Genomic DNA, 15,025 nt, shown 5'->3' with positions numbered 1-15,025 from the left:
GGCTATATTCATATATTGTTGAATATTTTCGTCCAACCTTATATCTTGCAAGCATCTTTTTTTTATTGTAGGAATCAGTAAATAAAATAATTTTCTAGATGGTAAATAAATTATGTGGCGGTTTATAAACTAACTCGTAAAGGTTAAACATATCATATGAAATTAAGAGCAATAATTATAAGCTTTGCCATTATATTCTGTCTGACCTGTTTTTTTTCTTATGCTAAAGTAAAAGAAGATTCATTAACAGCCAATCAGATTATGGTAAAGCTGGAAAAAAAATATTCAGTTCCCGGTTTTGTTGCTAAGTTTATCCAGATGTCAACATTAAAGGCTATGGGAATATCAGATGTCGCAGAAGGCCGGATACTGGTTAAGCGTCCCGGTATGATGAGATGGGAATACGAGAAACCCGATAAACAGACTGTTGTTACAGACGGAGAAAGCATCTGGATTTACAGACCGGATGACAACCAGGTTATGGTAGGCAAAGCTCCGGAATTTTTTGGTGCAGGTAAGGGAGCAAGTTTTTTATCGGATATAAGTATTATCCGGCATAATTTTTCGGTTACAATAAAAAATGACAACGATAAATATTTTGCATTAAAATTAATACCCAATGAAAAAAGGGTCGAGTTAGCTTATGTACATCTTTATATTTTAAAAACAACTTTTGAAATTGCAAAAATCGGAATTTATAATTTATATGATGATGAAACCGAAATCGAACTTATTGATTCAAAGTTTGTTGACAACCCGGATTCGGTTTTTAGTTTTAAGATACCTAAAGGTACTGAAGTCCTGAAAATGGGTGAGTAATTGGAGGATTTAAATGAAAGATAAAGTCAGGAGTCTTTTGAAACAAAGAAAGGCGATTATGCTTGCACATAATTATGAGCCGCCTGAAATACAGGATGTGGCCGACCTTTGCGGAGACTCTCTTGAGCTGAGTATAAAGGCATCACAAACCGATGCTAAGGTTATTGTGTTTTGCGGGGTTCATTTTATGGCTGAAACAGCCTCTATAATGTCGCCTGAAAAAATAGTTTTACTTCCCGGAAAAGATGCAGGCTGTCCTATGGCTGATATGGTAACACCCGAAGCACTTGCAAATAAGCTTAAAGAAATTCCTTCCATGCCGGTTGTTACATATGTGAACTCAACTGCGGCAGTGAAGGCGCTTTCTACCATATGCTGTACATCTGCTAATGTAGTAGGTATTGTTAACAGCCTTGACGCTGATGAGATCTTAATGGTGCCGGACAGAAATCTTGCAAAATATGCAGCTTTGCATACAAAAAAGAAATTACATCTTTGGGAAGGATATTGCCCTATACATGACAGCCTTACAGCAGAAAAAGTGCTAAAAGCAAAAAGCAAGCATCCTGAAGCACTTTTTATGGCTCATCCCGAATGCCGCATGGAAGTTCTTGAACTTGCAGATCTTATTTTAAGCACATCCGGAATGATAAAATATGCAGCAGAATCTGAAAACAAGACTTTTATTATAGGCACTGAAATAGGAATACTTCATCCAATGAAAAAAGCCTGCCCGGATAAAATATTTTATCCTGTTTCAGAGGATATGGAATGCAAAGATATGAAGAAAATAACTTTGGAAGATGTAGCAAGAAGCCTGGAATTTATGGAAGGGGAAGTAAAGGTTCCTGAAGATATCAGGATAAAGGCAAAAGAAGCTGTAAGTAAGATGATAGAGTTTTCACTAGGATAAAAAACAGGATCACCTCCATAAGAGTTGGTAATCCTATTAGGATTCCAGGGTTCCAGGATTCAAGGATTCAAGTGAAATGCATATACAGAGTCTCACACTATGGATAACGGACTGAGAGCATCGTTTCGGGGCATTCCGACCCAGAGAGCATAGGAATGAGAAGATAAACACTTGAACCCTCGACCCCTCGACCCCTCGAATCCTCGACCCCTTTTTCAAAATAGCCGCAAATAATCAGGGGAGCAATCACTATGGAAGAATTAATTAACCGTGCAGCCTATTTAATACATAACTCAAAAAAAATAGTAGTTTTCACTGGTGCAGGAGTAAGCACGGAATCCGGAATTCCGGATTTTCGAAGCCCAGGTGGAATTTGGGATAAATTTGAACCTGTATATTTTCAGGATTTTGTTGAAAGTGAAGAAGCCCGTGAGAAATACTGGTTAAGAAGTAAAGTAATTTATCCGCTTATAAGCAGCGCCAAACCTAATCTTACCCATCTGTCTTTGTTTGAACTTGAGAAAATGGGAAAGCTTGATTGCATAGTTACTCAAAACATAGACCGTTTGCATCACAAAGCAGGCAACTCCGATGAAAAAATCATTGAGATCCACGGCACCAATGCTTTTGCAATCTGCTTGAAATGCAAAAAGATTTATCCCAGAAACGAGATTCAGCAACAATTGGAAGCAGATGAGTCTATCAAAGTACCCCATTGTATTGATTGTAACGGATTTTTAAAAGACGCCACTATTTCTTTCGGCCAATCTATGCCGGAAAGAGAACTGGCTGAATCTAACCGCAGGGCAGAATCCTGTGATTTAATGTTAACACTCGGTTCTTCTTTAGTAGTATATCCCGCAGCCTATCTGCCTCAGTATGCTTCTCAGGCCGGAGCTAAGCTGATTATCATTAATATGACCGAAACTTCGATGGACAGGCTTGCCGATGTAGTAATTCATGCAAAAACCGGTGAAACTCTTAATCGTATAGTAGAAGAAGTCAAGATGAGACTGTAGCATAATTACCACAGGCTTTTGCATACTTATCCAGTATTTCCTCAATTCTGCCATAAACCAAACGACTCGGGATACATTGAATACGCCCTTCTCTTACTGCTTCATACAAAGTGGGCATGTATTGACTAAGAAGTGGCAATGGAATCCCATATTTTGTCAGATTTTCAAACAAACGCTCTATAGCCTCCGAACATCTGTGGTCTGACCAGTAATATCGGATACGGTCACTAAAGCCGTAGGCTGAAATATATCGCAAGTATGCTTTATCACCTTGGTAGTGCTCCTGCCAGTGCTTACTGTCTGCATCCATAAGTTCTTGCATCAGTTCGGGAAGTCTGGAAAGGGTTACTCCCCGTCTTTCTGCCAGCCATTCCCGCTCGATGTATGCCAAAGCATAAAGTGCTTCTCGTGTGGTAAATGTAAGCCACGGGCCTACCTTAAGGATTGCGAAGTGATCATAAATCATATTGGAAAGTGATGGCAGGGTCTGAAAATCGGTGGAATGGGCTTCAAAAACCATATTTGCCTCACCCTCTATTAACAACTTAAGATCTTTTGTTTTCTTGCTGTCATAGTCACACACTGTTTCCGGGCCAAATGATGTGCCAGTCTCCACAACAAGTGCTACACAACGATCCCAGGCAGATTCAAGCCCTCTTTTAACAAAGGCCCGGTGCATAATGCTTATCGTCTCTTCAACATCCCTGGCAAATGATACACGTATCTCATCACTTCCGCTTTCAAGCATTCCGCCAGGTGTTGGTACTTCAGCACCCACAACATACACGAGTTGAGCTTTGTTTCCCGTATGTGCTTTTGCGGCTTGCTCGGCGATTTCGCAAAGAGATGCCGTTCGATCCGCTATCGTTGTTATAGAAAGGTGTGTGCGACCGTTTTGCATATCATCTTGACAAGGCATACTTGGATCCAAATGCAACTTTTGGTAACCCGCATAAACGCAATTACGAATCAGATCCTTAGCTTTTGCCATAGCCACATCTGAATTCTCGAAACGCCAGGCGTCTGGTCCCAAGTGATCACCACCTAAAACAACCTGATCACCATCAAGTCGCATCGCTTCAGAAATGCTTCTAACGTATTTAGCAAATTGCTCCGGCTGCATACCGGCATAACCACCATACTGATTTACTTGTCGCCCCGTGGATTCTATGCACACTAAACGATTCCGTTTTCGGGCATATTCCATTGCAGCACTGACAACAAAATTATTAGCCGAACATATTGAAGTGATCCCTACCGGATCGCCTTGTTTATGTGCTGCCAAAAGTTTTAGCAGATAATCTGTCATTTCAACTTACTATCTTATCATTTAATACTGCATCTTTTAAAATAAAAAGTAATATTGCCAAGGCCGGTTTCATGAGTACCTACCAGCATGTCCCTAAAAGTTGGTTCCCCGTTTACCCATTTACCCAATATACAAGATTTCCTTTTATTACTTCCTTCACAATACCAAGCTCTCCTTGCAACAATTAATTTGCCTGCTTTCTGATTGAAGCAAGTGTACTGTATTTTGCCTAAAAAGCCTGTGTCAAATGAAACAAATCCATTGTCCGACGGAAAGTTATCGGGAAGAATACAGTTGGCCACCGGGTATCCCGGATCTTTAACTCGCGGCGGAATAATTTCACCAGCCTTCATTCTTTGCTCGGCCTGTTCTCTTAGCATAGCCTTTTCTGCAACAATTTTCTTCATAACAGCACTATGCTTTGTTTCGGCATAGGCTATTTGCTTAGTACCTGGAGTACAATTATAAATGAATACCAGGAGAATCGGCAAGGCTATGGATATAAAAATAATCATTTTATACCTATGGATTTTTTGTTTCACAACTTCCTCTATTTATACTGCTAAGATATTTTTCTTATTACAATCGTTAAAAGTAAACAAAATATTTGCTTGCAAAATTAATCAGTGCGCAGATTCGCAATAAAACATTATAAGGTAATGTTATCGGAAAGCAAACATTACAGGCAATATGACCCCTATAAAAACTGACCAGGTCGAATAAATTGGCAAATAATTTGCAACAACCTTTTTTAGTTTGTCCGGAGAATCTGAATTTTTATATTGATGTATATATGCTTTAAGAATTAACACAAGGTGTATAAAAATTAAAATATTTGATCCTGTTACAGCTACACGATTGGGCGTGATCCCATACTCTGAAAGTCGAAATAAAATTGCAGAAAGCGCAACAGTGTTTATCAGCAATGTAACTGATACAAGAGATATATTAACTTTATCCACCACTCTCGAAGTCTCCGGCTTGCTTTTTCCGGATATTGAAAAAACAGTAATCGCCAAAACAATAACTAACAGACCATTAAACGATATAAAAAAATCACGATCCGCATACGGGCTTTTACCCTGGTACAATATGGCCAAAAGGTAAACAAATACAGTAATTAATAAAAGAGGTGAAAATACATTAGAGATTAATATTGCGATCTTGCTGACTCTTTTCAATGCCGAGTCATATAAAAAGGTAGCAACTATAGGAATGGCTACCAAACCAAAAACAACGATATGACTGATATACCATTCCCGGATTGACAGTCCGATCAAACCAAACAAGCCGAATGTCAACAGGGTTAAAACTATACCTCCAATAAGTATAAGAATTGAATATATTATTACTTCACCCACATAACGAACATAAAGCAATCTTGCGTCCGGCTTTGTCCAGTCATCGGCCATAAAGGCCAGAGCTAACAATGAGCCTAATACTAACGGCATATGAATCTGGGACATTATTATAGAAGGAGACATCGGGTTATCAGGTAGCAGCAACAGTACTGCTGTACACAGCAAAAGCCCTACGATAATTATACTTTTAATTTTAAAAGAGTTGATTACAGGCAGAAAGTAACAAATAAGAGCACATATAACAATCAATGGTGCGAATCGGGGGTAAAACCATTTTTCTGTTATTGGTAAAAAGGCCGGTAGTTTCATCAAAAAACCGGATGCCAGAGATAGAATAACAACAATGAAAAGAGGTACCTTAGTTTCCGGAATAAATGAAAGCCTGGTAAAATTAATACGGGCATTCCAAACTTTTAATGTCTCTGATTCAGGGTGCTTTATTATAGCTTCGTTAAGCCAGTTACGAAATTGCTCCGGCTTGTTACGGTAAAGCAATTCGAGCTTCTCCGGACTTCCCATCAATTCTAAAAGTTCGTTGTTGCTCATATTTGATGCCCCGCCTCTCATAGACCTTCAATCAGTTTGTAATATTCCTTTAAAGTTTGAATGGATTCCATAGTCATTTGGAATAAAACCCAACTGAAAACAATAATTGCTATTGTAAGTATGATCTTCCATGATAAAGTCGTTTGCGGACGCCACCAGATAAGAGGCAGTGCCAGAGGCCCAACACTACAGACTGCAATTATAATAAAGGATTTTCGAAAATACCATGGAAGCTTTTCCTCTGTTGATCGTGGAGGATAGAAGGAATTTAGAAACTCACCACAATGTTTACACTTTATAGCATCGTCTTGAATTTCTTCAGCACAGAATGGACATTTTTTCATTATTATCTCCCTTGACAGAACATAATACTTACCGGACATTGGGAAGAAACACAGTTATGAGTAAGCCCAGGTTAAACAAAAAGTTGTGTGTAAAAAAACAACTTGCTCTCACACCTTTGAGATTTCTTGTGCTCTACGAGAAAGAATAGCAACGATAAGCCCAAGCGCTATCCCAAAAATAGCGTCTCCCAAATAAATTTTCAGAGACATTTGAAGACTCAATCCAAGAATTAAACTCAGCAAACCAAAAGCCATTAAACCATAAGCTCCCAAATTCAGCATTGGGCCATACTTTACAGGATTTCTTGCAAGTATAATAAAATAAATTCCGATCAATCCAATTATACCACAAGCACCTCTGAAGAAATAAATTAATAGCGGGGTATCAGGAATTGGCTCTATCCCAAACCAAACAAAGAGATCTTGAATTATTTCCCATGGCAATACAACAAATGGAATGGCTGCCAGACATCCTGAAGCACAAATCCATAGAGCTGTTTTTAAACTTCTCATTGGAGCCACTTCCAAAACGTTTCAGTTTGTTCAAGCTCAAGGCGGGAGAAAATTTCAACCGCAGGAATACATTGAGTATTTCGAGGATTGAAATTTAAGCCCAACGCCAAGATCGGCCAAAATGGGGCGTTTTGAAACTGGCTCATTGATATGTCCTCCTTTTAGATAATAACCGATATGAGGTACCGCGGATTTTTGCCTTATCGTACGATGTATTATGCGCTAGTGATTTATTATATATACCATGTTATCTATAACAATGCCACTAGTTATAAAGCCAGGTACCATAAAAATATTTATCCAATGAGCCACTTTCAAAACGTTTCAGTTTGGTCAAGCTCAAGGCGGGAGAAAATTTCAACCACAGAAATACATAGAGTATTTCGAGGATTGAAATTTGAGCCCAACGCAGAGATCGGCCAAAATGGGGCGTTTTGAAACTGGCTCTCTTGCTTTCGCCATAATAACTCTTCATACCATACTGCTGTGTTTCCTTATAAGGTATATACCGTCACGAATTGTCAAAAACAGCTTTTGGGCACGTTCGTCTGTGTTCACCCTTTCATTAAAGTCTGCCATTGCCCGGCTGTCATCGTCCTGTGGATCAAATATCCTCCCATACCACAGGGTATTATCAGCAAGAATCAGACCGCTGTTTCGCAAAATCCGCATGGATTCTTCGTAATATGCAATGTAGTTTTGCTTATCGGCATCGATAAAGACCAAATCGGTCTGACCGTCCGGCAGGGTTTTTAGAATTTCCAGAGCTTCACCCAGGTGAATTGTGATTTTATTTTTATCGGGGTGCCGGTCGAAGAAACTCTGCGCTAACTTCTCATGCTCCGGATTATGTTCAATAGTGATAATACTGCCGTCTTGTGGTAGCACCTCGGCCATAGCGAGGGCGGAATAACCGGTAAAGGTGCCGATATCGACGATGTTTTTGGCACCGGAAAGTTGAACGATCAGTTGCAGGAACCGGCCTTCGACCCGGCCGGTAAGCATGCTGGGATAGGTGGTATTGGTCAGGGTGAACTGTTCAATCTCTTCAAGAAGAGGCGACATGGGAGATGTATGAACCGCCGCATATTTCTCTGCTTCCTTGGCAACCACATCCATGAAGCAGTATATGCCGTTTGAATTGTTTTTATCTTTTTGAAAAGTATTGTCAGGTTTTTGGCTCATAGTATCTCCTGTACGCTAAAACTCCTTGTAAATCCTTGCCAGCGGATGCCCCGGCGCATCCATGGAAAGGTCATTGAAATAGCCGTAAGGTGTCTGAACCGCAGCATACCCGGCCGTTTCCAATCGCTTCTGCACCCGGTCGATAAGCTTTCCGGCCTCCTCATTGTCCGCCTTTTGTTCTCCCAGATGGGTGAACGAGTGCAAAACAATTTTTTGGGTTTCCCATTTTCTGGCCATCCATTTGGCGTTTTTTACCAGTTTGGTTTCGGCTGAGCTTTTATCCAACACGTCTGGTGGTTCCACATGGATGAAGGCCACTACCGTTTGTTCGTAAGCCATGGGAAATGCATCAGGAGCGTTGTCAAGGGTTTTCATTGACGGATTCCAGGCGAATCGGTCGCAATACCAGAACAGTAAGCGCATTATTTATCCTCGTTTATTATCAACTTTAAGATTCGTTAGTTATTTGCGCAGCACTACGTCCCGCTATCCAGCCGGTTGAGAATGCCGCCTGCAGATTGTATCCACCTGTGTCAGCCTGAATGTCTATCAGCTCTCCGGCAAAAAAGAGACCCTTTGTTTTCTTGGATTCCATAGTTCTGGGGTCAATTTCGCGGGTGTCTATTCCACCAGCTGTAATAATTGCCTCAGCAAACGGTCTGTATCCAACGACATCCAGCCGGAAATCCTTGAGCCAGGTCCTAATGCGCAAGCGTTGTTTTGCTGAGATATTGCAAACCTGATAATCGGCTGGTATTTGGATGAAATCAAGGCAGACAGGAACCATTTCTCTCGGGATTACCCCCCGCAGAAAACTGCTGATTTGCTCCTTGCCCCTGGAAGCAATGTCTCGCAAAAGACGTGCATCAAGTTTTTTTTCATCAAGGGCAGGTTTGAGATCAAGTGAAAGGGTGATTTTGTGCCCATTGCGCAAGCTGTCCACCGCCTCACCGCTCAGGGTGAGAATTGCAGGTCCTGTCAATCCAAATTCGGCAAAAACAATCTCACCAAATTCTTCCCTTTTTTTCTTACCGTTTACAAACATTTTGGCTTTCACATTGCGAAGATTAAGACCAGTCATCCTTTTTGCTTCATCTCCGGAGGTTTCAAGTGGAACAAGCGCCTGGCGGACCGGTATTACTGTATGTCCTGCGGATTCAGAAAGGCTGTAGCCGTCTCCGGTTGAACCTGTAGCCGGATAGGAGGCTCCGCCCAATGCCAAGATAACGGCATCACAGGAGATTTCCCTGCCTTGAGCAACAACACCAATGATGCGTTTGTTATGTATCAGTATTTTATCAACAGAAGAGGAATTTTTTATAGCGACTCCGGCTTTTTTATTCCATTGCAGAAGAACTCTGTGGACATCCGGCGCTTTGCCGCTTGCAGGAAAAACCCGGCCGCCTCTTTCTGTTGCCAACTCTAAACCCAGCTCATTGAAGAATTCCATGAGATCGGTATTGAAGAACCTGGCAAAGGCTTGACGAAGAAAAGAGCCGGTTTTGCCGAAATGGGAAATAAAGTCGGATATCCCGGCGATATTTGTGATGTTGCAGCGGCCCTTTCCTGTAATACAGAGCTTGAGTCCGGTATGTCTCATTTTTTCCAGTAGAAGTGTTTCAGCTCCCGCTTGTGCTGCCTGTCCCGCAGCCATAAGTCCTGCAGGGCCACCGCCTATAACAATTATTTTTCGCGCCTTCATATATTCTTTGCCATCTTTAATCCTATAAAATGGGGTCTATATTTGACCTTTAATTACTTTTTCTTTTTTAACATATCCCATCTATTATCGGATCTAAAGATATTTTTGCGTTTGATTCTCCTAATGAAGTATATCATGCAAATCCATCCTCGCTTTCCTATGCATAACTATCTCTTATCATATGCAGTATTAAATATAAAGCATAATTACATAAGCATTCCGGCCCCATTCTATGTTTGGCCCTATTTCTCCTTTAACATCTTTTAATATATTTAATATTTTTCTTGACACACTATTATTTTTATAGTTATTTTCTTATAGAAAATTATTACATTATTTCCAATTAATTAAACCATATCGGCGTACCTATTTTTTATATACAACATAATCTATGGATTTATGGGAGAAACTCTCGCCAGCCGTAATTTTGGTGAGCTTGGGGTATCATTCAGAAAAATCAATTAATATTAAAAGGAGGCACAATGAAAAAAAGGGTTTTGGGTATTTTATTCTTGGGGGTCTTCGCCCTGTTTCTTGGGGAACTGACATATGTATCTGCGGCATTGGGGAGTAACATTTACGGCACGGAAACATCCGCCGCCACATTCTATGCGCCTAGTTATTATACAGATTTTAATCCCACTAACGATGGCGGGCAAGGAGTGTCCTACGCACAAAGTAGTATTACAGATTCACGAGGCTCGGCAGATGCTGAATCTGTTCTGGGTATTGCATCTACGCTTAAAGCCAAGGCAGAACATTTTGATGGCATAAACGGAGCCTGGGCCAACGCAAGGACCATTCAAGGCTATACCTATACCGGCGCTGCTTCAACAACACTTACCCTAAACGCAATTCTAACCGGAAGCCTTTACGACCCGGCTGCGAGTGATAGCGTTATTATAGGTGCCGAAATTTATGTTTATCAACCGATTAATTTTGATTACTGTTATGATCCAGGAACCCTTTTATTTGAGCTTGGGGCCAAATTGTTTTATGATGAAGATTATGATAATTCATCAATGGCTCTTAGTTTTTTAGATACCATCACGAATGGTTCTACTTCGAACTCGATTTTTCTGGACCTGGATCCAGGCCAGTCTTTCTACGTAGTTTCTACTCTAAATGCCACAGCCGTCGGCTCCAATTCATCGGCTGATGCATACAACACCCTTAATTTAACCTTTGATGACACCACGGATTTAGCGCTTGGTGCTACAACCGTTCCCATTCCAGGAGCCATATGGTTGATGGGCTCAGGCTTTTTGGGAATGATCGCTTTCATAAGAAGGCGCAGCAATTAACTCTGTACGAAATACTATTTTAAAAAGCAAAGGTTGTAGCGGCCTTTGCTTTTTTTATTGGCCCAAAGCGAAATTTCCTTCAAAGGCAATATCCTGACAAGGGCAAAAAAATATTTGAAGGTTTTTCTCGTCTCACGCCCCTCTGGGAGGTTTTGCTGGGGGTAGTAGGATTTTTTTATCCCGGCGGGTTTCACATATTATGGCCCTACCTATACCTGATGTTTTTTGCACAATGGTGGGAATCGGCGCGGTCTAAAATTTTTCCGATTTCGAAACCACCCTTAAAAGACCCTATGTCGTTGGTCTGGGCATCTTTTCCCAGATTTTAATCATGCCTGCCCTGGGGTTTATGATCGGTGAACTCCTGTATCTTTCAATCCCACCGAAACTGGGTCCGATCCTTGTGGGCTGCATACCGGGGGCAATGGTAAGCAATGTCATCGCATACCTTGCCCGTACAGATGTGGCCTATTCCATTACACTGACAAGTATTGCAATCCTGATCTCGCCCGTGCTTGCGCCTGCGCTGTTGCTCTTTTATGCCCATACATTGCTTGACCGTTTTTTAAGATGTTTCTTACGATCATTACGTTGATTGCCCCACTATTCATCGATTTTCTCCTGAGGAACTTTTTTAAAAAACAGATCAATCGGTTCAGCTATGCCCCCCTGCCTTTTCGGCCGCATTCGTGGCTATAATCTGCGCCATGGTGGTTGCTATGAACCGGGATTACTTTCTGACTCTAACCGGAATCGTATTTTTTGCCGTATTTGTACATAATCTTCTTGGCATTCGACTAGGATATGGGGCCGCTATAGTCTATCGTTTTGATTTAAAGAGAAAGCGAACCCTGGCCATTGAAGTGGGGATGCAAAACGCCGGCCTCCGTGCATTACTGGCGTTTGAGGTCAAACCTTGAATTGTGATTTAAGCAAGAAAACTTGTATCTCGAAAGTATTATCATGGCAAATATAAAAGCGTTTAAAGAAGAAATCTCCAACAGCTGTACGTTTGGGCTTCTTATTCAATAATCAACGGGCTGTTTTCCACAAACCACTTTTCTTTTTCAACTTCTCCCTTCTATTATGGGATATCCCGACGATATTTGTGATGTTGCAGCGGCCCTTTCCTGTAATACAAAGCTTGAGTCCGGTACGTCTCATTTTTTCAAGTAGAAGTATTCCAGGTCCCGCTTGTGCTGCCTGTCCCGAAGCCATAAGTCCTTCGGATCTAAAGATATTTTTGCGTTTGATTCTCCCAATGAAGTATATCATGTAAATCTATCCTCGCTTTCCTATGCATAACTATCTCTTATCATATGCAGTATTAAAAACAAAACATAATAATACAGACGCCCCAACTTCCAAACCTCTGAAGAAGGTCTTTCTCAAAAAGAAGTAGACTCAAGACTTGAAACTTACGATTTTAATAAAATTGACGTTAAAAAGAAAGACTCGCTTTTATTCAGCGTTGCTGTCGCCGTTGCCGCCGTCCCGGAAGGTTTGCCTGCTACAATCACCATCGCTTTGGCGCTGGGCGTACAACGTCTGGCCAAAAAGAATGCGATTATCAAACAACTTTCTTCCGTCGAAACATTGGGAAGCACCACGGTTATTTGCAGTGATAAGACAGGCACGCTGACCAAAAATGAAATGACCGTTACGCAAATTCTACTTGGTTCTGAGAAGGAAATTAAAATCGAAGGTGTCGGTTATAAACCGGAAGGAAAAATCATTTTCCCAAAAAATTACAATCAAGATGATTTTCAAAAACTACTCTTTATCTCCGCGCTTTGTAATGAAGCAAAACTGGTTCAAGTCAAAAATAAATGGCAAATCTTGGGCGACCCGACTGAAGGCTCGCTTTTGGTTGCCGCGCAAAAAGGCGGTTTTGATTTAAAAAATAATCCTTCCGAAAAGCTAAAAATATTTCCTTTTGACAGCTTCAGAAAGCGTATGAGTGTTTTGGTCAATCAAGAACTTTTGGTCAAAGGCGCGCCCGATTCAATTCTTAAGCTTTGCACACACATTCAGGAAAACGGTAAAATTGTTAAATTAACCGCGGAACTTAAAAAGAAGATTGAAGGGAAATACAGCCAAATGGCGGAAGAAGCTTTGCGTGTTTTGGCAATCGCTTATCGTAAAAATGTTTCCGACAAATTCAAAGACAATGCCACAGCGGAAAAAGATTTAATCTTCGTAGGACTGGTTGGCATGATTGATCCTCCGCGTCCCGAAGTTAAACCGGCCGTTGAACTTTGTCATAAAGCCGGTATTCGCGTTATTATCATAACCGGAGATTACGGATTGACCGCGAAAGCAATTGCCCAAAAAATCAAACTGGCGCAAAAGGACACACCTGTAATCACGGGAGAAGAACTTGAAAAATTAAGTGAAAGTGAACTCAAGAAAAAACTGCAAAAAAATAGAGACATTATTTTTGCGCGCGTCGCTCCGGAAGATAAAAAACGCATCGTCAACGCCTTGAAAGAACTGGGTGAAATTGTGGCGGTAACGGGAGACGGCGTAAATGACGCACCCGCGTTAAAACGCGCCGATATCGGAATAGCGATGGGAATTACGGGAACGGATGTTTCCAAAGAAGCCGCTAATATGATTTTAACCGATGACAGTTTTGCTTCCATTATCACAGCCGTGGAAGAAGGAAGGCGTATTTATCAGAATTTAAAAAAATTCGTTTGGTATATTTTTTCTTGCAATATCGGCGAACTCACTACCATCTTTGTTGCAATTTTACTGGGGGTTCCTGCGCCTTTAACCGCAATCCTGATCTTAGCCATCGACTTGGGAACGGATGTTTTACCTGCGATTGCTCTGGGAATTGACCGACGCGAACCGAAAATTATGGAAGACCCTCCACGCGACTCAAATGTACATATTATGCAAAAAAAATTCGTCCTGCATTTTCTTTTCCTTGGAATCTTGATGGGATTGCTCGTAATCGGTGTCTATATTTACGACCTTTTTGAAGCCGGTTGGCAATGGGGAGAAATTCTCAGCGATGAAGACAACATCCATCTGCATGCTTCCACGATGGCTTTTGCGACCTTGGTGCTGATTCAAATGGTCAACGCCTTCAATGCCCGTTCCGCTAAATTTTCCGTCTTTAAACTCAAGAGAAATCTTTTCCTTTGGGGTGCCGTTTCAATTTCCGCCATTATGGTCGCAATGATGGTTTACATCCCCTGGTTCACAGACAAAATGCACACCACCGCTCTTTCCTTAAAAGACTGGACAATTGTGATTGGAGTGAGTTTGAGTGTGTTGGTTTTTGAGGAAGTGAGGAAGATAGTTCGTAGTTGGTAGAGGGTAGTTGGTAGTTGGTAGTTGGTAGTTGGTAGAGAAGTAGAAGGTAGTTTAGAGCAGTCCCCCTGCAAAGCAGAGGGGAGCCTGTCCCGACTAATCGGGGATTCAGGGGGTGTTTGTAGCTTGCGCTTGTGTTCGTGTCATTCCCGCGAAAGCGGGGATCCATGCGACCTCGCTTTTTGCTAGTCGCTTGCTGGTTCAACCTTGTAGGTTGAACCTCTTATTTATACCAACCACAATCATCCTCTTCTAAAATCACTAAGCATCATTGGTAGACTTTTCGTCCTCTATTGGTGTTATCACCAACACACAACAAAAAAGTAATAGTCGGTCTTTCTGGCTTGTCCAGAATCTTGAACCTAACAGTTATGATTCAGTTCAAGTAAACCTAACAGTTACAGATTCTGGACAAGCCAGAAAGACGATACAGGGGAAAACTTTATGCTCTGTGATTTACCAGCACTTTGCTGGTTCAACCTTGTAGGTTGAACCTCTTATTTATACCAACCACAATCATTCTCTTTTAAAATCACTAAGCATCATTGTTGAACGAAGCCGCTGATGCGGCAGGAAAAAATTAAAATTAGTGTATACTCCCTTATCTGCCCAATTCAGGGCACAATTTATAAAGGAGTGTACCATGAATAAAACTGAAACAAATCGATTTAACGAACTCTACCAGC

At 41.2% G+C, this 15,025-nt stretch carries 16 protein-coding genes and 1 pseudogene; 7 read left to right on the top strand and 10 right to left on the bottom strand.

Features of this window, described 5'->3' with window-relative positions; genetic code table 11:
• The first annotated feature begins 156 nt into the window (after positions 1-156).
• The 3 genes from KKC46_17330 (at position 157) to KKC46_17320 (ending at position 2,751) form a co-directional block, all read left to right on the top strand.
• Positions 157-819: an outer membrane lipoprotein carrier protein LolA gene (locus tag KKC46_17330; protein ID MBU1055562.1), complete on the top strand. Its 663-nt coding sequence runs from the start codon at positions 157-159 to the stop codon at positions 817-819.
• 13 nt (positions 820-832) lie between these two features.
• Positions 833-1,732, top strand: a complete 900-nt coding sequence (nadA, locus tag KKC46_17325) for a quinolinate synthase NadA (GenBank protein ID MBU1055561.1) — start codon at positions 833-835, stop codon at positions 1,730-1,732.
• A gap of 251 nt (positions 1,733-1,983) precedes the next feature.
• On the top strand, positions 1,984-2,751 hold the full coding sequence (locus KKC46_17320) for a Sir2 family NAD-dependent protein deacetylase (GenBank protein MBU1055560.1): 768 nt from the start codon (positions 1,984-1,986) through the stop codon (positions 2,749-2,751).
• On the opposite strand, the gene KKC46_17315 is transcribed toward KKC46_17320, so the two are convergent.
• From KKC46_17315 to KKC46_17275, 9 genes are all read right to left on the bottom strand, one after another.
• Entirely contained in the window at positions 2,735-4,060 is a 1,326-nt protein-coding gene (locus tag KKC46_17315; GenBank protein MBU1055559.1) for a class II D-tagatose-bisphosphate aldolase, non-catalytic subunit, read from the bottom strand. The genes KKC46_17320 and KKC46_17315 overlap by 17 nt on opposite strands.
• Positions 4,061-4,077: 17 nt before the next feature.
• Positions 4,078-4,602 carry a hypothetical protein gene (locus KKC46_17310; GenBank protein ID MBU1055558.1) on the bottom strand — a complete coding sequence of 175 codons (525 nt, stop codon included), beginning with the start codon at positions 4,600-4,602 and terminating at the stop codon, positions 4,078-4,080.
• 120 nt (positions 4,603-4,722) lie between these two features.
• A complete protein-coding gene (locus KKC46_17305; protein MBU1055557.1) occupies positions 4,723-5,967 on the bottom strand; it encodes a DUF4153 domain-containing protein in 1,245 nt (414 codons plus the stop codon).
• Between the two features lie 17 nt (positions 5,968-5,984).
• A complete protein-coding gene (locus tag KKC46_17300) occupies positions 5,985-6,311 on the bottom strand; it encodes a zinc ribbon domain-containing protein (GenBank protein ID MBU1055556.1) in 327 nt (108 codons plus the stop codon).
• Positions 6,312-6,419: 108 nt separating this feature from the next.
• Positions 6,420-6,824, bottom strand: a complete 405-nt coding sequence (locus tag KKC46_17295) for a hypothetical protein (GenBank protein MBU1055555.1) — start codon at positions 6,822-6,824, stop codon at positions 6,420-6,422.
• On the bottom strand, positions 6,821-6,970 hold the full coding sequence (locus tag KKC46_17290) for a hypothetical protein (protein MBU1055554.1): 150 nt from the start codon (positions 6,968-6,970) through the stop codon (positions 6,821-6,823). Before KKC46_17290 ends, KKC46_17295 begins: the two co-directional genes overlap by 4 nt.
• Positions 6,971-7,295: 325 nt before the next feature.
• A complete protein-coding gene (locus tag KKC46_17285; protein ID MBU1055553.1) occupies positions 7,296-8,009 on the bottom strand; it encodes a class I SAM-dependent methyltransferase in 714 nt (237 codons plus the stop codon).
• A 15-nt stretch (positions 8,010-8,024) separates the two neighbouring features.
• Positions 8,025-8,432, bottom strand: coding sequence for a threonyl-tRNA synthetase editing domain-containing protein (locus KKC46_17280; protein ID MBU1055552.1), 408 nt, complete (start codon positions 8,430-8,432; stop codon positions 8,025-8,027).
• A 25-nt stretch (positions 8,433-8,457) separates the two neighbouring features.
• The gene (locus KKC46_17275) at positions 8,458-9,711 is read right to left on the bottom strand and encodes an NAD(P)/FAD-dependent oxidoreductase (GenBank protein MBU1055551.1); all 1,254 of its coding nucleotides are present in this window, start codon (positions 9,709-9,711) and stop codon (positions 8,458-8,460) included.
• Positions 9,712-10,208: 497 nt separating this feature from the next.
• Here KKC46_17275 and KKC46_17270 point away from each other — a divergent pair, with 497 nt between their 5' ends.
• The 3 genes from KKC46_17270 (at position 10,209) to KKC46_17260 (ending at position 11,935) form a co-directional block, all read left to right on the top strand.
• On the top strand, positions 10,209-11,015 hold the full coding sequence (locus KKC46_17270; GenBank protein MBU1055550.1) for a hypothetical protein: 807 nt from the start codon (positions 10,209-10,211) through the stop codon (positions 11,013-11,015).
• A gap of 304 nt (positions 11,016-11,319) precedes the next feature.
• Entirely contained in the window at positions 11,320-11,610 is a 291-nt protein-coding gene (locus tag KKC46_17265; protein ID MBU1055549.1) for a hypothetical protein, read from the top strand.
• A gap of 94 nt (positions 11,611-11,704) precedes the next feature.
• Complete coding sequence (locus tag KKC46_17260) at positions 11,705-11,935, top strand: hypothetical protein (GenBank protein MBU1055548.1); 231 nt, start codon at positions 11,705-11,707, stop codon at positions 11,933-11,935.
• A 112-nt stretch (positions 11,936-12,047) separates the two neighbouring features.
• Here the strand turns inward: KKC46_17260 and KKC46_17255 are convergent, their stop codons facing one another.
• Entirely contained in the window at positions 12,048-12,290 is a 243-nt protein-coding gene (locus KKC46_17255) for an NAD(P)/FAD-dependent oxidoreductase (protein MBU1055547.1), read from the bottom strand.
• 87 nt (positions 12,291-12,377) lie between these two features.
• Between KKC46_17255 and KKC46_17250 the strand changes: the two are divergent.
• A pseudogene (locus KKC46_17250) lies at positions 12,378-14,342 on the top strand (HAD-IC family P-type ATPase).
• Positions 14,343-15,025 lie beyond the last annotated feature (683 nt).

It is taken from the genome of Pseudomonadota bacterium (assembly GCA_018817425.1).
Classification (GTDB): Bacteria; Desulfobacterota; Desulfobacteria; order Desulfobacterales; family RPRI01; genus RPRI01.
Note: the sequence above shows the minus strand (reverse complement) of the source record. Positions and strands in the feature narration are given on the sequence as shown.